Origin of the sequence: Yokenella regensburgei ATCC 49455 (assembly GCF_000735455.1) — a bacterium.
In the GTDB taxonomy this organism is placed as follows: Bacteria; Pseudomonadota; Gammaproteobacteria; order Enterobacterales; family Enterobacteriaceae; genus Yokenella; species Yokenella regensburgei.
Genome location: NZ_JMPS01000018.1, coordinates 58,281 through 76,634 on the forward strand (window position 1 = coordinate 58,281; position 18,354 = coordinate 76,634).

Here is an 18,354-nt window from a genome sequence, read left to right on the forward strand (position 1 = left end):
ACATACCTACAAGTTTATAAAGAGATCGACAGCCTCAAAGCGCCAATATTCAATGTCTATTTGTACAATATTGCCATGGCTATCTGCCCGATGCTTTTCAATCAGGATCGCAGGCATACCGGATGAGCCGCCAATAAATTTACTCACGTCTCCAGACATTCTTACGGGTTTAAAGGCAAGTTTTTTTATAATCACGTCTTTGTTATATGATTTTTCCCAGACGCTGGTGAATGACTGACTTTCAAGCTGCTCAATAAAACCGGGAGCCACCTGCGGGTTAATATAGGTTTCATGATAAAACACCTTATGCCCTTCCAGCGCTCCCCAACCGGTAATGCAGTACAGCTCTTCAGAGGCTGCCGCGCTGAGCAATGGGGCTGCAGCCTGTGGGAACTGCGATACACGGCTTTTATCGATAAACCCCCAGGACGGTTCGCGTCCCTGCTCCAGCGCCGCACGCTGGAAGCTCGCGGAAAGCTCCGGGCTATAGTTGAAACGGGGCTGGGTCACAAACCACCCTTTGCGGTCTTTGCGGAAGATCCGGGACTCCGCCTCAAGGTTTAAGAGGGCCTGGCGCAGGGTCATACGCTTAATCCCCAGCAGCTCTCCCAGCTCTCGCTCTGAAGGGAGCTTTCCCCCGACCGGGGTGATGCCTTGCTTCAACCAGTGATCCAGTTTTTCTTTTGCGTTCTCGACGGTCGACGGATTCTTTTCCATTGTTTAATCCATTTGGTTTAAACCAGATGAATCAATCTTACTCTGTCGACAAAATGGAATGCAATGTGAACCTCAGGCTTTGGAAAGATATGTGACGGGGTTCTCTTCGTGGATAAGGGAGCCGTACTCAGGGCAAAAAAAACCCCGCCTCAGGAGGCAGGGTTTGTATCGGCTAAGAAGCGCTGAATTAGTCTTCTTTCGCACCGCGCATTGCGCGTTTACGGTCGTTCTCGGTCAGATGACGCTTACGGATACGGATAGAGGTTGGGGTAACTTCTACCAGTTCGTCGTCATCGATGAACTCCAGAGCCTGCTCCAGGGTCATCTTGATAGGCGGAACCAGAACGGTCGCTTCGTCAGTACCGGAAGCACGCATGTTGGTCAGTTTCTTACCGGTCAGGCAGTTTACAGTCAGGTCGTTAGAACGACTGTGAATACCGATAATCTGGCCTTCGTAAACTTCAGCACCGTGACCCAGGAACAGCTTACCGCGATCCTGCAGACCGAACAGCGCGAACGCAACCGCTTTACCCTGACCGTTGGAGATCAGTACGCCGTTGTTACGCTGACCAACATCACCCGGACGAACGTCGTCGTAGTGGCTGAAGGTAGAGTACAGCAGGCCGGTACCGGAGGTCATGGTCATGAACTCAGAACGGAAGCCGATCAGACCACGGCTTGGGATCACGTAGTCGAGACGTACGCGGCCTTTTCCGTCCGGATTCATGTTTTTCAGGTCGCCTTTACGCTCACCCAGAGCCTGCATGACAGAACCCTGGTGCTGCTCTTCGACGTCCAGCGTTACGTTCTCGAACGGCTCTTGCTTACGGCCGTCGATTTCGCGGAAGATAACTTTCGGACGGGAAACCGCCATCTCGAAACCTTCACGACGCATGTTTTCAATCAGAACGGACAGGTGCAGTTCACCACGGCCGGAAACGCGGAAGGCGTCAGCGTCGGCGGTTTCTTCTACACGCAGTGCAACGTTGTGCACCAGCTCTTTGTTCAGGCGGTCAAGGATCTGACGAGAGGTAACGTATTTACCTTCTTTACCACAGAACGGAGAGGTGTTGACGTTGAAGAACATGGAAACGGTCGGCTCATCAACAGACAGGGCTGGCAGCGCTTCAACCGCCTGCGTGTCGCAGATGGTGTCAGAGATGTTCAGCTCACCCAGACCGGTGATAGCAATGATGTCGCCTGCTTCTGCTACATCACTTTCGATACGCTCAAGACCCAGGTGAGTCAGTACTTTACCCACTTTACCGTTACGGGTTTTGCCTTCGCTATCAACGATAGTGATCTGCTGGTTCGGCTTCACTTTACCGCGCTTGATACGACCGATGCCGATTACACCAACGTAGTTGTTGTAGTCGAGCTGAGAGATCTGCATCTGGAACGGACCATCCAGGTCAACGTCCGGCGCTGGTACACGGTCAACAATCGCCTGGTACAGCGGGGTCATGTCGTCCGCCATATCTTCGTGGTCCAGACCAGCGATACCGTTCAGCGCAGAAGCGTAAACGATAGGGAAGTCCAGCTGCTCGTCGGTCGCGTCGAGGTTAACGAACAGGTCGAATACCTGATCAACAACCCAGTCAGGACGCGCGCCAGGGCGGTCAACTTTGTTGATAACAACGATTGGCTTCAGACCGTGGGCAAATGCCTTTTTGGTCACGAAGCGCGTCTGCGGCATTGGGCCATCCATTGCATCAACGACCAGCAGCACAGAGTCAACCATGGACATAACACGTTCAACTTCACCACCGAAGTCGGCGTGCCCTGGGGTATCAACGATGTTGATACGGTAGTCATTCCATTTGATAGCGGTGTTTTTCGCGAGGATGGTAATCCCACGCTCTTTCTCCAAATCGTTGGAGTCCATCACACGCTCTTGGGTCTCGGCACGCGCGTCGAACGTACCGGATTGCTGCAGCAGCTTATCAACCAGGGTCGTTTTACCATGGTCAACGTGGGCGATGATGGCGATGTTACGCAAATTTTCGATCACAACTTTGCCTCAGGCATTAGAAATAGCGCGTTATTGTACACGGATTAATCGCACTACAAAACAGGATCACAAACATCCTCCGCAAACAAGTATTGCAGAGTTGCTTTGTGATCGCTTTCACGGACAAGGAAAAGGGCCAAATTTACAAAATTGCACCAATATGGTGCCTAATGTTCACATTGAAGCACTATACTGGTGCAATGAATCCAAACTGGTGCAGCCCTTTTGCACTGTGGTGCGCATGATACAGCGTTTTGGGGGGCATTTAAAAGTTGGCACAGTTTTCGCTTTAATAAATTTACGGCAACAACGCCATCAGAAGCAGTGTTATGTAGTTCGTTACCACGACGACAATGACCAATCCGGGAGAGTTTAAGTATGTCCGCTGAACACGTTTTGACGATGCTGAACGAGCATGAAGTGAAGTTTGTTGATCTGCGCTTCACCGATACCAAAGGTAAAGAACAGCACGTCACCATTCCTGCTCATCAGGTAAATGCTGAATTCTTCGAAGAAGGCAAAATGTTTGACGGCTCCTCGATTGGCGGCTGGAAAGGCATTAACGAATCAGACATGGTGCTGATGCCGGACCATACCACTGCGCTTATTGACCCGTTCTTTGAGGAACCGACGCTGATCATTCGCTGCGACATCCTCGAGCCAGGCACTCTGCAGGGCTACGATCGCGACCCGCGCTCTATCGCTAAACGCGCTGAAGAGTACCTGCGTTCTACCGGCATCGCGGATACCGTGCTGTTCGGGCCAGAGCCAGAATTCTTCCTGTTTGACGACATCCGTTTCGGGGCTTCTATCTCCGGTTCCCACGTTGCCATCGACGATATCGAAGGTGCATGGAACTCTTCCACCAAATATGAAGGTGGTAACAAAGGTCACCGTCCAGGCGTGAAAGGCGGTTACTTCCCGGTTCCTCCGGTCGATTCTTCTCAGGACATCCGTTCTACCATGTGCCTTATCATGGAAGAAATGGGCCTGGTGGTTGAAGCACATCACCACGAAGTGGCGACTGCTGGCCAGAACGAAATCGCTACCCGCTTCAACACCATGACCAAAAAAGCGGATGAAATTCAGATCTACAAATATGTCGTGCACAACGTGGCGCACCGTTTCGGTAAAACCGCGACCTTCATGCCAAAACCGATGTTCGGTGATAACGGTTCCGGTATGCACTGCCACATGTCTCTGTCCAAGAACGGTACTAACCTGTTCTCTGGCGACAAATACGCTGGCCTGTCTGAAATGGCACTGCATTACATCGGCGGTGTTATCAAACACGCGAAAGCCATCAACGCCCTGTCTAACCCGACCACCAACTCCTACAAGCGTCTGGTCCCGGGTTATGAAGCGCCGGTTATGCTGGCCTACTCAGCTCGTAACCGCTCTGCCTCTATCCGTATCCCGGTGGTTGCAAGCCCGAAAGCACGTCGTATCGAAGTGCGTTTCCCGGACCCGGCGGCTAACCCGTACCTGTGCTTCGCAGCACTGCTGATGGCTGGCCTCGACGGTATTAAGAACAAAATCCATCCGGGCGAAGCCATGGATAAAAACCTGTACGACCTGCCGCCGGAAGAAGCGAAAGAGATCCCACAGGTTGCAGGCTCTCTGGAAGAAGCACTGAACGAACTGAACGCCGACCGCGAGTTCCTGACCGCAGGTGGTGTGTTCACCGACGAAGCTATCGATGCTTACATCGCGCTGCGTCTGGAAGAAAACGACCGCGTTCGCATGACGCCGCACCCGGTTGAGTTTGAACTGTATTACAGCGTTTAAGTTGTCGTAATACTCCGCGAATGCGCTGCCACCATCGGAGACAGCGCAGTAAACGGAGGTTGTAAGTTGCCGTGGAAACTTTAGCCCATCCCAGGATGGGCTTTTTTCTCCACCAACAATCTGATCTCACGCGCTTTTCGCCGACAAGAAGCTATAATGCACTAAATTGGTGCATTCAACTGGAGGACTGCTGGATGGCAACAGGCATGCTGCCCGATGCTGGGCAGATCCTTAACTCTCTGATTAACAGTATCTTGCTGGTCGATGACGACCTCGCGGTGCATTACGCGAACCCGGCGGCACAACAGCTGCTGGCACAAAGCTCGCGCAAACTCTTTGGCACCCCGCTTCCCGAACTGTTGAGCTATTTTTCGCTGAATATCGGCCTGATGCATGAAAGCCTGGCCGGTGGACAAGGCTTCACCGATAACGAAGTCACGCTGGTGATTGACGGCCGATCGCATGTGCTGTCACTGACCGCACAGCGACTGCCTGACGGCATGATCTTGCTTGAGCTGTCGCCGATGGATAACCAGCGACGCCTGAGCCAGGAGCAATTGCAGCACGCACAGCAGGTCGCGGCACGTGACCTGGTTCGCGGCCTGGCGCATGAAATTAAAAACCCGCTGGGCGGCCTGCGCGGTGCCGCACAGCTGCTGAGCAAAGCATTGCCCGACCCATCGCTCCTGGAATACACCAAAATGATTATCGAACAGGCCGATCGCCTGCGTAATCTGGTAGACAGACTGCTCGGGCCGCAGCTCCCCGGCATGCATGTGACCGAGAGTATTCACAAAGTTGCCGAGCGCGTGTTTAACCTGGTATCGATGGAGCTGCCGGATAACGTTCGCCTGATCCGCGATTATGACCCCAGCCTGCCGGAGCTGCCGCACGATCCTGACCAGATTGAGCAGGTGCTGCTGAACATCGTGCGCAATGCACTGCAGGCGCTGGGCCCGGAGGGTGGCGAGATAATTTTGCGCACCCGTACAGCATTCCAGCTCACGCTGCACGGCGTTCGCTACCGCCTGACGGCACGTATCGATGTAGAAGATAACGGGCCGGGTATTCCGCCACATCTGCAGGACACGCTGTTTTACCCGATGGTCAGCGGGCGCGAAGGTGGTACCGGTCTTGGCCTGTCGATAGCGCGTAATTTAATTGATCAACACTCCGGCAAAATTGAATTTACCAGTTGGCCGGGTCATACCGAGTTTTCGGTTTACCTGCCAATCAGGAAATAGAGGGGTTTAGTGTATGCAACGAGGGATAGCCTGGATTGTTGATGACGATAGCTCAATCCGCTGGGTACTGGAACGCGCGCTTGCTGGCGCAGGGCTGACCTGCACCGCTTTTGAGAGCGGTGCCGAGGTACTGGAAGCCCTGACGACCAAAACCCCGGACGTGCTGTTGTCAGATATCCGTATGCCGGGAATGGACGGCCTGGCGCTGCTGAAGCAGATTAAACAGCGCCATCCGATGCTTCCGGTCATCATAATGACCGCCCACTCCGATCTGGATGCTGCCGTCAGCGCCTACCAGCAGGGGGCATTCGATTACCTGCCAAAACCCTTTGATATTGATGAGGCGGTAGCGCTGGTTGAACGCGCTATCAGCCATTATCAGGAACAACAACAACCGCGCAATGCACCGGTATTTGGCCCGACAACCGACATCATCGGTGAAGCGCCGGCGATGCAGGATGTATTTCGTATTATTGGCCGCTTGTCGCGTTCATCGATAAGCGTACTTATCAACGGTGAATCCGGTACTGGTAAAGAGCTGGTCGCACATGCGCTGCATCGCCATAGCCCACGCGCCTCCTCCCCCTTTATCGCCCTGAACATGGCGGCAATTCCGAAGGATCTTATCGAATCGGAACTGTTTGGTCATGAGAAAGGCGCGTTCACCGGTGCCAATACGGTGCGTCAGGGGCGTTTCGAGCAGGCCGACGGCGGCACGCTGTTCCTGGATGAAATCGGCGATATGCCGCTTGATGTGCAAACCCGACTGCTGCGTGTTCTTGCCGACGGGCAGTTCTATCGCGTTGGTGGCTATGCGCCGGTGAAGGTGGATGTGCGCATCATTGCCGCCACCCACCAGAACCTGGAGCTGCGCGTTCGGGAAGGTAAATTCCGTGAGGATTTATTCCACCGTCTGAACGTCATTCGCGTCCACCTGCCGCCGCTGCGCGAGCGCCGGGAAGACATTCCTCGTCTGGCCCGCCACTTCCTGCAGGATGCCGCCCGCGAGCTGGGCGTTGAAGCCAAACAGCTGCACCCGGAAACCGAAGCCGCGCTCACGCGTCTTGCCTGGCCTGGGAACGTACGCCAGTTGGAGAACACCTGCCGCTGGCTGACCGTGATGGCCGCAGGCCAGGAGGTCCTGATTCAGGATTTACCGGGCGAACTGTTTGAGTCGACCGTACCGGAAACTACCGCACATGCCCTCTCGGACAGCTGGGCTACGCTGCTGGCACAGTGGGCCGATCGCGCGCTGCGTTCCGGTCATCAAAATCTGCTTTCCGAAGCGCAGCCGGAGATGGAGCGCACGCTCTTAACGACGGCGTTACGCCACACGCAGGGACACAAACAGGAAGCGGCAAGGCTGCTGGGCTGGGGGCGTAATACCCTGACCCGCAAGCTGAAAGAACTGGGAATGGAGTAAGCGGTGCAGTAAATGTAAAAAAGGACGGTTTAGCGCAAAGAGCGGTTATATAGTCCTTTACTGTTCCGATGAGTTAAGTATGATTTTTGCGCGAACGCAGGGGGTTATCATGCTTGATTCACTTATCACCACCATCTCGAGTGGTGCTGTCGACAGCACCACACCGCATACGGCCATTGCCGCCGTACTGTGCGCAGCACTCTTTGGGCTTTTTAGCTAAACGAGTCGCCTGATGGCACTACTGCTTATCAGGCCTGCAATTGGCAGGCACGATAAGTGGTAGCGCCACCGGCAGCGCAGTTAAATCACTCGCGAGAACTGCTGCATCCGCGCTTTCTGGCGCAGGTAGGCATCAAAACACATACAGATATTACGAATCAGCAGGCGTCCCTTCGGCGTCACCTGAATCGCTTTCTCGCTCACATCCACCAGCCCATCTTTCGCCAGCGGTGCCAGCAGCTTCATATCTTCGGCAAAATAGTCGCTAAAGATCAGATCCCACTGCGCTTCCACGGCGCTAAAGTCGAGGCGGAAGTTACAGATAAGCGCTTTGATAACGTCACGACGAATGCAGTCGTCGCGGGTTAACGCGATACCACGCCACAGCGCATTACCGTGTTCATCAACCTGCTGATAGTAGTGCTTGAGCTCTTTCTGGTTCTGCGCATAACAGTCCCCCATCATGCTGATTGCAGAAACACCAAGACCCAGCAGATCGCTGTCGCCCTGAGTGGTATAGCCCTGGAAGTTACGATGCAGGACACCGTTGCGCTGTGCGACCGCCAGTTCGTCATCCGGACGGGCAAAGTGATCCATCCCGATGAACTGGTAACCGCTGTCGGTGAGTGAGGTGATGGTTTCCTGCAGAATATCCAGCTTCTGCTGTGCAGAAGGCAGATCGGCATCTTTAATTTTGCGCTGCGCGGCAAACAGGGTCGGTAAATGGGCGTAGTTGAAGACGCTCAGGCGATCCGGGTTCAGCTCTGCGACCCGGCTCAGGGTAAACGCAAAACTTTCCGGCGTCTGTTTCGGCAAACCATAAATCAGGTCAATATTGGTTGAAGTAAAGCCAATATCACGCGCATGGTTCAGCAGCGCAAAAATGAAGTCTTCATCCTGCTCGCGGTTCACCAGGCGCTGCACTTCTTTATTGAAGTCCTGTACGCCCATGCTCAGGCGGTTGAAACCCTCCACACGCAGGTGATCGAGCACATCAAGCTCAATCTCACGCGGGTCGACCTCAATCGAAATTTCGGCGTCAGCATTAAAGCTGAAGTTGCCACGCAGCAGCGCCATCAGGCGGCTAATTTGGGCTTTATTCAGATAGGTTGGCGTACCGCCGCCCCAGTGCAGCTGACTGACATGGCGTCCGGCAAACAACGGTGCGCGATGGAGGATCTCTTGCTCCAGCGCGTCGAGATACTGATCGGCTTTATGCTGCTGGCGGGTAACAATTTTATTGCAGCCGCAGAAGTAACACAGCTTATGGCAGAACGGAATGTGGACGTACAGCGACAGCGGTCTTTCGGGATAACGCGCAACCGCGTGTAAGAAATCCGCTTCACCAAAGTTCTCGTTAAACTCCAGCGCGGTCGGGTATGACGTATAACGTGGCCCGGAATAGTTGTATTTCTGGATCAGGGCCAGATCCCAGTCGATTAACTGCTCAGACATGCTCACTCCTTCCGATGATATCGCTGGCGGCGACGGCGAACCGGCAGACCCGTACTGCGGGTCAATAACCGGTTGCGCAGCCAGTTTCTGCGCCGCGACAACCGTCGTAGTTTAACGAATAACCACGCCAGATAACATATAACCGGAAGGGTTATAAGCAGGACGGTAAAACCGACCGGGTGCAAACGTTAGTTTCCGCCTTTCAGCAGACGCATCATGTCTTCCTTGCCTTCTTCTTCCTCTTCTTCGTCATCATCGTAAGAGAGGCCGAGCTGCTGCATCAGTTCATCAATACGGTCCAGTTTGGCGTCAACCCAGGACTGCTCTTCAGCATTCAGGGTACCGCCCTCTTCCAGACGTTCCAGCAGCGCATCCAGGCGCTCATCCGTTTCCAGCATTTCAAGCTCAGCCTGCGGTGAAAGCATAGGTTTCTCACTCTTCGGTTTGTGCTGTTTAATCACTGGTGCATCGGTAACGCCCAGTGCGATGGGTTTTTTGCTGCCAATACGAGGATCTTTTTGCTGCTGTTTACCCTGACCACCGGCCTCAGCGCTACCACTTGCACGGCTACCAGCCACGTGGCCACGATGCTTTTTCTGGCGCTTGCGGTCGCGGGCTTCCTGGTTTAACTCTTCACGCGATTTACGACGTGCTTTAGCGGGGGATTTGCCGCGCGGTGCTGCTGTTGGTTTTTTCATGATCGGGTGTCTTTATGCTGTTTTCTTCAGTATAGAATTGAGGCGGAATCTAGCAGAATCCGGACAAAGAAAAAAGGCGACAGAGTAATCTGCCGCCTTTTTCTTGACTCACCACCCATACGGGCTCCACATTCCATGTTTGCTGACAACTGCCCTGTCTATCCTTTAGCTGGAACACTCCTGTGTTGGTTCCCTTTCCCTTTTACAACGTCTCCGAACGTTTCGTCATCCTGACAAATCCTTAGTCTTCGCCTCCTGGCGCTCCTGACCCTCGTCCTGAGTCGTATTCCCGCGGGCATCCTCGCCTTCGTTCGCTACTTTACCGTTTTACGCTCTGCAGACAAGGGACAAAACGCGGAAAAACGTACTTTCAGACTTTTTCTTATCTGTAATGCACTGATTTTTAAGAACTCAGTGATTTTATCGCCTGCGATTTCTCTGATATGTCGCATAATCTCTGTGGCAGATATCTTACAAAGCACAGGGTTATTACTTACGGTATCTCTTGCCCGGAAAAACAGCGTTTTTTCTCGGTTCAGGTATAATCCCCGCCATGACACGATTTAAACGGAGAAACCGTTTTGACTAACCTGAATTATTCACTGACGCACTTTGTCACCAGCGCGCCAGATATTCGCCATTTACCGGCGGATACCGGGATTGAAGTGGCTTTTGCTGGCCGCTCTAACGCGGGTAAATCCAGCGCCCTGAATACGCTGACTAACCAGAAGAGCCTGGCCCGTACCTCCAAAACGCCTGGACGTACCCAGCTCATCAACCTTTTCGAAACCGCAGAAGGTAAACGCTTAGTGGATTTGCCGGGCTACGGCTACGCGCAGGTTCCGGAAGAGATGAAAATCAAATGGCAGCGTGCGCTGGGTGAATACCTGGAAAAACGTATCTGCCTGAAAGGCCTGGTGGTGCTGATGGATATCCGCCATCCGCTGAAGGACCTCGATCAGCAGATGATCGAGTGGGCCGTCGACAGCAATATTCCGGTGCTGGTTCTGTTGACCAAAGCGGATAAGCTGGCCAGCGGCGCACGTAAAGCGCAGCTCAATATGGTTCGCGAAGCGGCTCTGGCCTTTAATGGCGATGTGCAGGTTGAAGCATTTTCTTCGCTGAAGAAAATGGGCGTTGATAAGCTCAAGCAAAAGCTGGATACCTGGTACAGCGAGATCCCACCGGCAGAGCTGCCGGAAGAAGCCTAATCAAAAGCGCGGCATCGTCCGCGCTTTTTCTTTCGCGCAATAAAAAACGCCCCAGTCATTACTGACTGGGGCGGCTAAAATATTCAGCCAAATCCGATTACGTGAAGTAAAAGGTCTGAAAGATAGAACATCTTACCTCTGTACCCTACGCGAACAACTCTACTCTTTTTTTTGAGTGGTACAAAGCACTTTTTGTAGTTTTTTTTCACTCTTTACATAGCGAATTCCGATGATCATCACAATTCGCTATAAGTTATGTTGCTAACTTACAAAAAAGCACTCCCGGTTTTGGCTAATTAATGCGCCTGATCCCAGTTGTCTCCACTGCCGACTTCCACCAGCAGAGGCACGTCCAGCGTGGTGCTGTTTTCCATCAGTTCATGGATTTTCTTCGACACCGCGTCCAGATCGTCTTTATGCACTTCAAACACCAGTTCATCGTGTACCTGCATGATCATGCGCACTCGCGGCTGTTCCGTTCGCAGCCAGGCATCCACCGCGATCATCGCACGTTTGATGATATCAGCAGCCGTCCCCTGCATCGGGGCGTTGATCGCAGCACGCTCAGCGCCCGCACGGCGTGCGGCATTGCTGGATTTGATGTCCGGAAGATACAGTCGGCGACCATCGAGCGTTTCAACATAGCCATTATCTTTTGCCTGCGCGCGAGTACGTTCCATATAGTCCAGTACGCCAGGATAGCGCTCAAAATAGAGATCCATGTACTTCTGTGACTCTTTACGCGGAATATTGAGCTGGCGGGAGAGCCCGAACGCACTCATACCGTAAATCAGGCCAAAGTTAATCGCCTTCGCGCTGCGACGCTGTTCGCTGGTGACGTTCTCAAGCGGCAGCCCAAATACTTCGGCGGCGGTAGCCCGGTGGATATCTTTACCCTCGGCAAAAGCATTCAGCAGGCCTTTATCACGCGACAGATGCGCCATGATACGCAGTTCGATCTGTGAGTAGTCGGCAGATACAATCAGATAATCTTCCGGCGCGATAAACGCCTGACGAATACGACGTCCTTCCTCATTACGTACAGGAATATTTTGCAGGTTCGGATCGGTTGAAGACAGACGTCCCGTGGCAGTCACCGCCTGGTGATAGGAGGTATGCACACGCCCGGTTTTCGGGTTAATCATCAGCGGCAGTTTGTCGGTGTAGGTCGACTTAAGCTTGGCAAGCCCACGATACTCGAGGATAACCTTCGGCAGCGGGTAATCCAGCGCCAGCTCTTCCAGCACCTCTTCCGAGGTGGACGGCGCGCCGCCCGGGGTTTTCTTCAGCGGCTTGATGCCCTGTTTTTCAAACAGAATGGTTTGCAGCTGCTTCGGCGAAGAGAGGTTAAACTCTTCCCCGGCGATCTCATAGGCCTTTTGCTCCAGTTCAACCAGACGCTTGGCAATTTCCTGCGAGTGGGCATGCAGTACCGTGGGGTCAATTTTTACGCCGTTGCGCTCAACGCGCGACAGTACAGGCACCAGCGGCATTTCAATCTCGTTGAAAATTCGCAGTGGACCCTCGTGCTTCTGTAGCGTCGGCCACATCTTCAGATGCAGCTGCAAAGTGACGTCAGCATCTTCCGCCGCATAGCGCCCGGCCTGCTCAAGGTCAATCTGGTTAAAAGTCAGTTGGTTCTTCCCTTTGCCGGCAATCTCTTCAAAGGTAATGGTTTTATGCTTAAGCCAGCGGTCGGAGAGGCTGTCCATGTCGTGACGGCCAGCTACGCTATCCAGCGTGTAGGATTCGAGCATCGTGTCGAAGGCAATGCCACGTAGCTCAATGCCATAATTCTGCAGAATACCGCGATCGTATTTCAGGTTCTGGCCGACCTTCAGGCGTTTTTCATCTTCCAGCAGCGGTTTTAACAGCTCCAGCACACGTTCACGGGAGATTTGATCCGGGGCGTCGAGATAATCGTGTGCCACCGGGACATATGCCGCCACGCCGGGTTCGATAGCAAAAGAGAGCCCGACCATATTGGCGCTGATGTTATCGAGGCTGTCGGTCTCAGTATCAAACGCAAACAGCGGCGCTGTTTCCAGCTTCTTGATCCACGACTTCAGCGTTTCTTCATCCAGAATGGTGACGTAGTTTTCGGCACAGAGCGTCGCAGCAGGTGTTTCGGGCTCTTCGTCAATAACGACGGTTTCTACCGGCTTAGCCGCCGGTTTAGCGCCTTTCGCCTGCATCCATTTACCGGCTTCAAGATCGGTTATCCAGCGCTTAAATTCGTACTTCCTGAAAAGCCCCAGCAGCTCGTCTGCCGCCGGAGCCTGAACCTCCAGCTGATCGCAGGTGAGCTCCAGCTCAACGTCTGTTTTGATCGTGGCGAGCTTATAAGAGAGATAAGCGAGGTCTTTGCTTTGCTCAAGCTTCGCGGCCATGGTTTTAGCACCGCGGAAGGTCAGACCGGCGATTTTCTCGGGTTCGGCATACAGCGTATCAAGGCCACCCAGCCCTTGCAGCAGCGCCTGGGCGGTTTTCTCACCAACGCCAGGCACACCAGGGATGTTATCGGAGGAGTCACCCATCAGCGCGAGGAAATCGATAATCAGCTCCGGCGGTACACCGTACTTTGTCACTACCTCGTCAGGCCCGAGGATAGTATTGGTCATGGTATTAATCAGCGTAATACCTGGCGTCACCAGCTGAGCCATGTCTTTATCACCGGTACTGATAAGCACCGGACGGCCCGCCTTCTCGGCTTCTCGCGCCAGGGTACCGATAACATCGTCCGCTTCTACGCCAGAGACTGCCATCAATGGTAAGCCCATCGCTTTCACCATCGCGTGCAGTGGTTCAATTTGCGCACGCAGATCGTCCGGCATCGGCGGACGGTGCGATTTGTAATCCTCAAACAGTTCGTCACGGAAGGTTTTTCCCTTCGCATCAAACACCACGGCAGCGTGTGAAGGCTGGTATTGCAGGATCAGGCTGCGGAGCATATTCAGCACGCCATACATCGCGCCGGTTGGCTCGCCCGCGCCATTGGTCAGCGGGGGAAACGCATGATACGCCCGATAGAGATAAGAGGAGCCATCAACAAGAATGAGGGGGTTTTCTGGGATCTGAACCATAATTTCCGTGCCTGTTTATCAGATTATGAGTAAAGGATGCCACAGACCGACATAAAACATGAGTTTTTCGCGATATTTGCGGCGAAAGATTTGCGGATCCAGAAGATCGCTCGCAAATCCATTCTGTGGATAACTTTGTGCATAGAATTGTTATGACTAATAAAACCATAGTCACAACGTCACGGAGTAAACAATTATTTCATTTATTTCAATACATTATAACTAAACTGTTTCGTATTAGAACTAAGTGGGGACAAATTGTTCCATGTGGATATAAGTATTGTTTATTTTTCTGCTCTGGTAAGAGCCGTTATTTGGTGTCTTTTCTGATAAAATCAGCACCTTATGCCGATTTTCAGCGCACTTTGTGTGGCTAACTACCTGAAATATAGAATTATGTCGAGATTGCTCGCTCCTGTAACGCTGCTTCTGAGCGTTCTTTTAACCATCCTGGTCACTGTGGCGTGTTCCGTGCCCATTATTATTGCCGGGATCATTAAGCTGATACTGCCCATTCCGGCAGTCTGGCGCGCAGTCTCTGTTTTCTGCAACTTCATGATGTACTGCTGGTGCGAAGGCCTTGCTGCGCTGCTGTATCTCAACCCATGGCTGAAATGGGACATTGAGGGGCTGGAAGGGCTCAGCAAAAAGAACTGGTACCTGCTGATTTGTAACCATCACAGCTGGGCCGATATTGTGGTGCTGTGCGTACTGTTCCGTAAACACATCCCGATGAATAAGTATTTCCTCAAGCAGCAACTGGCCTGGGTACCGTTTATCGGCCTCGCCTGCTGGGCGCTGGATATGCCATTCATGCGCCGTTATTCGCGTAGCTATCTTATCCGCCACCCGGAACGCCGTGGTAAAGATGTGGAAACCACGCGCCGTTCCTGCGAAAAATTTCGTGCTCATCCTTCGACCATTGTGAATTTTGTCGAAGGCTCGCGTTTTACCCCAGAGAAAAAAGCCGAAACGCGCTCGCCCTATAAGAACCTGCTGCCGCCGAAGGCCGCCGGCATTGCGATGGCGTTAAACGTGCTGGGCTCACAGTTTGATAAAATGCTCAACGTGACGCTATGCTACCCGGAAAACGACAAAACACCGTTCTACGATATGCTGAGCGGCAAACTGACCCGCATTGTGGTGCGAATTAACCTGGTGCCAATTACGGAAGAGTTGCACGGGGATTATGTGAACGATAAAAACTTTAAGCGCCGTTTCCAGCTGTGGCTGAACACCTTATGGAATGATAAAGATGTTCAGATTGAAGATATTAAATCTGAATACAACAACGCCGGTCAGTGACCGGCGTTTTTTTTATTTCATTTCAACAAGCTGTTTCACGGTATCAGCATACTGCTGGACAAAAATGTCCATGCTGCTGGTATCCATCCCCTGCGGGTTCAGCTGATATTTGCCGTTGACGAACATCGCCGGAACGCCCTGCAGCTGCAGGTCAGCAGCTGCTTTTTCCTGCTGAGCAACCAGAGATTTCACCACGAAGCTGTTCCAGGCTGAGTCATACTCATCACCCTTCACCCCAGCATCAACGAAGACTTTACGAATATCGGCAACGTTCTGGACGGTCTGCGTTTTCTGTACCGCTTCAAACATTGGGGTAGTCACTTTATCTTCTACGCCCAGCGCCATAGCGACAGCCCACGCCTGAGTCAGCTCTTTACCCAATGGGCCGAGGAACTCAACGTGATATTTCGTCATTTTGGTGCCTTCCGGCAGTTTTTTCTTCACGGTATCGGAAACATGCAGAACTTCTTCAAACTGATAGCAATGCGGGCAGTAGAATGAGAAGAACTCCAGTACCTGAGGCTCACCAGCAACCGGTTTATCGAGGGTCGTGTACTGCTTGCCGTCGGTAATCTGCGCAGCCTGGGCGCTGAATGCCAGAACCATACCGGCCAGCGCCAGCCAAATCTTATTCATGATGACTCTCTCCTGAAATTTTCAAATTAGTACATTGGCGTTAATTGAAGAGGGGGTTCCTGTAGAACCTTCACCTGCTCGAGAAAAGTTGCGGTTTGTCCGCGCCAGTAATCCTCCCCGGTTAACCACGGGAAGTTTTTTGGAAACGCCGGATCCTCCCAGCGTCTTAGCAGCCATGCAAGATAATAGACTAATCGCATGGCGCGTAAAGGTTCAATCAGGGTGAGTTCATCCGAATTGAAGGCGCTAAACTCTTCATACGCTTCAATAATCACCTCCAGCTGCATGCGCCGTTCGGCTTTATCGCCATTGAGCAGCATCCAGAGATCCTGAATGGCAGGCCCGGTACGAGCATCATCGAGATCGACAAACAGTGGTCCGTCTCGCCAGAGGATGTTGCCAGCATGACAGTCACCGTGTAGGCGCAGCGTATTAAAACGACCATGCCACTGACCCATCACCGCGTCGATGAGTTTATCGGTCGCGCTCAGGAAATCAGCCTTCAGGCCAGATGGGATCAGAGTTGCGGTTTCAAACAGCTCGCGAGGCTCTATCAGATACTCTTTCACGCCGATTTCCGGGCGGGCCACAAAGGGCTTTTTTCGGCCCGTCTGGTGCAGACGACCAAGATAACGAGCGACCCACTCCATTTGATCGAGATTATCGGCTTCAAATTGGCGCCCACCCAGGCTCGGGAATACGGCGTAATAAAAACCCTGATGGGTAAGGAGCGTTTGATTGTCAAAAATAAGCGGGGCAGCGACCGGAACCTCATCCTGCACTAACTCAAGAGCAAACTGATGTTCCTCGAGGATTTGCGCAGCCGACCAGCGCTCCGGGCGATAAAACTTCACCACATAGCGGTGACGATCTTCGTCCTGAAACTGGTAAACACGGTTCTCGTAGCTGTTTAACGGCGTAAGACCGGAATCCACCCGGATCCCCTGCTCAAACAGAGCATCCATAATGGTATCCGGGTGTAGTGTCTGGAATGTGAAAGCCTTGTCGTTCATCCTGACTTCCAATAATGATACGAATGGTTCAGGATATCATTTCACAGCAATTTCGGTGGCGCTGCTTACAAGGTTTTACTCTTTAATAACACCACGCGCACGCAGCAATGCGGTTTTAAAATCATCTTCATAGTCTTTCTGAATGCCTGGGATCGCTGCATCTTTGCTGGAATCGCGCATTTTCAGGTGATAGATCAGAATGTCATCGGATAAATCAGCCAGTTCTCCGTCGTAACCTGACTCCTGCGCCAGTTTCTGTAAAAATTGCATCAGGTTCAACTCTGGCTCTTTCTGCCAGGCGGGCTGGAGGAGTTCAATAACTTCGTTCAGACGTTTACATTTCATGGTAGTGCTCCTTACTCTTGATAGAGACACGTTAACAGGGTCAAACCCACAATAAAAGAGGCGATATTGGTGAATGTTATGAGTCCTGTGACGGGCGTAATTCTTGCAGGTGGCAGAGCCACACGCATGGGTGGGAGCGATAAAGGTTTACTGGAACTTAACGGGAAGCCTCTCTGGCGCCATGTCGCCGAGATGCTAACTCCTCAGGTGAACAATATCGCCATCAGCGCTAACCGTAACCTGTCCATATATCGTCACAGTGGCGTACCGGTTATCGAGGATTCTCTGGAAGATTATCCTGGGCCGCTTGCCGGGATGGTCGCTGTCATGCAGCACATCGAATCTCCATGGTTTCTTTTCTGCCCCTGTGATACGCCATTTATCCCTGCCGATCTGCTGGCACGTTTACAGCATGAACAGCGAGATGCCCCCGTCGTGTGGGTCAACGACGGTGAGCGCGATCACCCCACAATTGCCCTGGTTCACCGACAGGTTTTGCCAGCAATGGAAGAGTATCTGGTACGTGGCGAGCGTAGGGTCATGGTTTTCATGCGAAGTGTTGGAGGACACAGCGTGGACTGTAGTGATATCAAATCTGCGTTTATTAACGTCAACACCCCTGAATGTCTTGCGAAAAGACAGGTGGCCAAATGATCCCACTTCTCGCCATCGCCGCCTGGAGCGGTACAGGGAAAACAACGCTCCTCAAAAAACTGATACCCGCACTCTGCGCCGCTGGTATTCGCCCGGGATTAATCAAACATACTCATCACGATATGGATGTCGATAAACCCGGCAAAGACAGTTATGAATTGCGTAAAGCCGGAGCGGCACAGACAATTGTCGCCAGCTCGCAACGTTGGGCATTAATGACAGAAACTCCCGAGGAGCCTGAGATCGATCTCTCTTATCTGGTCAGTCGAATGGATGCATCGTTACTGGATCTGGTTCTGGTTGAAGGGTTTAAGCATGAGCCAGTGGCAAAGATGATGCTCTTCCGGGAAGGTAGTGGTCATACCCAAGATGAACTGGTGCTTGATGAGCACGTTATTGCTATTGCCAGCAATATTCCTCTGGACGTTGAGGTTCCGGTACTGGATTTGAATGATCTGGATGCCATTGTTGCGTTCATTCTGGCATGGCTGAAGGCTAAGAATTAAGGGCTTAGGCCCTTTTTTGGTTTTATGGCGGACAAAAACGCAAAAA

Annotated in this window: 17 protein-coding genes; 8 read left to right on the forward strand and 9 right to left on the reverse strand. The window is 52.5% G+C overall.

All coding sequences use genetic code 11. The features are described from left to right. Positions 1-6: 6 nt before the first annotated feature. Together GYRE_RS04600 and typA are read right to left on the reverse strand one after the other, a co-directional pair. Positions 7-717, reverse strand: coding sequence for a GntR family transcriptional regulator (locus GYRE_RS04600; protein ID WP_006818003.1), 711 nt, complete (start codon positions 715-717; stop codon positions 7-9). Positions 718-904: 187 nt separating this feature from the next. Then, positions 905-2,728 (reverse strand): ribosome-dependent GTPase TypA, encoded by a 1,824-nt coding sequence (gene typA / locus GYRE_RS04605; protein ID WP_006818004.1) that lies wholly within the window; start codon positions 2,726-2,728, stop codon positions 905-907. A gap of 378 nt (positions 2,729-3,106) precedes the next feature. On the opposite strand from typA, the gene glnA reads away from it, so the two are divergent. The 4 genes from glnA (at position 3,107) to GYRE_RS24440 (ending at position 7,403) form a co-directional block, all read left to right on the forward strand. After that, complete coding sequence (gene glnA, locus GYRE_RS04610) at positions 3,107-4,516, forward strand: glutamate--ammonia ligase (protein ID WP_006818005.1); 1,410 nt, start codon at positions 3,107-3,109, stop codon at positions 4,514-4,516. 194 nt (positions 4,517-4,710) lie between these two features. Then, positions 4,711-5,760, forward strand: a complete 1,050-nt coding sequence (gene glnL, locus GYRE_RS04615) for a nitrogen regulation protein NR(II) (protein WP_038253439.1) — start codon at positions 4,711-4,713, stop codon at positions 5,758-5,760. 13 nt (positions 5,761-5,773) lie between these two features. Further along, on the forward strand, positions 5,774-7,183 hold the full coding sequence (gene glnG / locus GYRE_RS04620) for a nitrogen regulation protein NR(I) (protein ID WP_006818007.1): 1,410 nt from the start codon (positions 5,774-5,776) through the stop codon (positions 7,181-7,183). Between the two features lie 109 nt (positions 7,184-7,292). Then, positions 7,293-7,403: a YshB family small membrane protein gene (locus GYRE_RS24440; protein ID WP_087943245.1), complete on the forward strand. Its 111-nt coding sequence runs from the start codon at positions 7,293-7,295 to the stop codon at positions 7,401-7,403. A gap of 80 nt (positions 7,404-7,483) precedes the next feature. Here GYRE_RS24440 and hemN read toward each other — a convergent pair whose 3' ends face one another. Further along, positions 7,484-8,857, reverse strand: a complete 1,374-nt coding sequence (hemN, locus tag GYRE_RS04625; protein ID WP_006818009.1) for an oxygen-independent coproporphyrinogen III oxidase — start codon at positions 8,855-8,857, stop codon at positions 7,484-7,486. 188 nt (positions 8,858-9,045) lie between these two features. Then, entirely contained in the window at positions 9,046-9,555 is a 510-nt protein-coding gene (gene yihI / locus GYRE_RS04630) for a Der GTPase-activating protein YihI (protein WP_006818011.1), read from the reverse strand. A gap of 581 nt (positions 9,556-10,136) precedes the next feature. On the opposite strand from yihI, the gene yihA reads away from it, so the two are divergent. After that, complete coding sequence (gene yihA, locus GYRE_RS04635; protein WP_006818013.1) at positions 10,137-10,766, forward strand: ribosome biogenesis GTP-binding protein YihA/YsxC; 630 nt, start codon at positions 10,137-10,139, stop codon at positions 10,764-10,766. Positions 10,767-10,849: 83 nt separating this feature from the next. Here the strand turns inward: yihA and spfP are convergent, their stop codons facing one another. Next, positions 10,850-10,897 (reverse strand): small protein SpfP, encoded by a 48-nt coding sequence (gene spfP / locus GYRE_RS25400; protein ID WP_071892919.1) that lies wholly within the window; start codon positions 10,895-10,897, stop codon positions 10,850-10,852. 165 nt (positions 10,898-11,062) lie between these two features. Then, positions 11,063-13,849: a DNA polymerase I gene (gene polA / locus GYRE_RS04640; protein WP_038253440.1), complete on the reverse strand. Its 2,787-nt coding sequence runs from the start codon at positions 13,847-13,849 to the stop codon at positions 11,063-11,065. Between the two features lie 396 nt (positions 13,850-14,245). On the opposite strand from polA, the gene GYRE_RS04645 reads away from it, so the two are divergent. Next, positions 14,246-15,154: a 1-acylglycerol-3-phosphate O-acyltransferase, YihG family gene (locus tag GYRE_RS04645; RefSeq protein ID WP_038253442.1), complete on the forward strand. Its 909-nt coding sequence runs from the start codon at positions 14,246-14,248 to the stop codon at positions 15,152-15,154. Between the two features lie 12 nt (positions 15,155-15,166). On the opposite strand, the gene dsbA is transcribed toward GYRE_RS04645, so the two are convergent. The 3 genes from dsbA to GYRE_RS04660 form a co-directional block, all read right to left on the reverse strand. Beyond that, positions 15,167-15,790 (reverse strand): thiol:disulfide interchange protein DsbA, encoded by a 624-nt coding sequence (gene dsbA, locus GYRE_RS04650; protein ID WP_006818017.1) that lies wholly within the window; start codon positions 15,788-15,790, stop codon positions 15,167-15,169. Between the two features lie 26 nt (positions 15,791-15,816). Next, positions 15,817-16,803: a serine/threonine protein kinase gene (locus GYRE_RS04655; RefSeq protein WP_038253444.1), complete on the reverse strand. Its 987-nt coding sequence runs from the start codon at positions 16,801-16,803 to the stop codon at positions 15,817-15,819. Between the two features lie 75 nt (positions 16,804-16,878). After that, entirely contained in the window at positions 16,879-17,148 is a 270-nt protein-coding gene (locus GYRE_RS04660) for a YihD family protein (RefSeq protein ID WP_006818019.1), read from the reverse strand. Positions 17,149-17,217: 69 nt separating this feature from the next. Between GYRE_RS04660 and mobA the strand changes: the two genes are divergently transcribed. Both mobA and mobB read left to right on the forward strand, forming a co-directional pair. Next, entirely contained in the window at positions 17,218-17,802 is a 585-nt protein-coding gene (mobA, locus tag GYRE_RS04665) for a molybdenum cofactor guanylyltransferase MobA (protein ID WP_038253446.1), read from the forward strand. Further along, positions 17,799-18,308 (forward strand): molybdopterin-guanine dinucleotide biosynthesis protein MobB, encoded by a 510-nt coding sequence (gene mobB / locus GYRE_RS04670; RefSeq protein WP_038253449.1) that lies wholly within the window; start codon positions 17,799-17,801, stop codon positions 18,306-18,308. Before mobA ends, mobB begins: the two co-directional genes overlap by 4 nt. Positions 18,309-18,354 lie beyond the last annotated feature (46 nt).

Bases quoted from the DNA above. Each gene is read 5' to 3' on its own strand.
- GYRE_RS04600 (WP_006818003.1), bottom strand. From the start codon at position 717: ATGGAAAAGAATCCGTCGACCGTCGAGAACGCAAAAGAAAAACTGGAT.
- glnA (WP_006818005.1), top strand. From the start codon at position 3,107: ATGTCCGCTGAACACGTTTTGACGATGCTGAACGAGCATGAAGTGAAG.
- glnL (WP_038253439.1), top strand. From the start codon at position 4,711: ATGGCAACAGGCATGCTGCCCGATGCTGGGCAGATCCTTAACTCTCTG.
- glnG (WP_006818007.1), top strand. From the start codon at position 5,774: ATGCAACGAGGGATAGCCTGGATTGTTGATGACGATAGCTCAATCCGC.
- GYRE_RS24440 (WP_087943245.1), top strand. From the start codon at position 7,293: ATGCTTGATTCACTTATCACCACCATCTCGAGTGGTGCTGTCGACAGC.
- hemN (WP_006818009.1), bottom strand. From the start codon at position 8,857: ATGTCTGAGCAGTTAATCGACTGGGATCTGGCCCTGATCCAGAAATAC.
- yihI (WP_006818011.1), bottom strand. From the start codon at position 9,555: ATGAAAAAACCAACAGCAGCACCGCGCGGCAAATCCCCCGCTAAAGCA.
- polA (WP_038253440.1), bottom strand. From the start codon at position 13,849: ATGGTTCAGATCCCAGAAAACCCCCTCATTCTTGTTGATGGCTCCTCT.
- GYRE_RS04645 (WP_038253442.1), top strand. From the start codon at position 14,246: ATGTCGAGATTGCTCGCTCCTGTAACGCTGCTTCTGAGCGTTCTTTTA.
- dsbA (WP_006818017.1), bottom strand. From the start codon at position 15,790: ATGAATAAGATTTGGCTGGCGCTGGCCGGTATGGTTCTGGCATTCAGC.
- GYRE_RS04655 (WP_038253444.1), bottom strand. From the start codon at position 16,803: ATGAACGACAAGGCTTTCACATTCCAGACACTACACCCGGATACCATT.
- GYRE_RS04660 (WP_006818019.1), bottom strand. From the start codon at position 17,148: ATGAAATGTAAACGTCTGAACGAAGTTATTGAACTCCTCCAGCCCGCC.
- mobB (WP_038253449.1), top strand. From the start codon at position 17,799: ATGATCCCACTTCTCGCCATCGCCGCCTGGAGCGGTACAGGGAAAACA.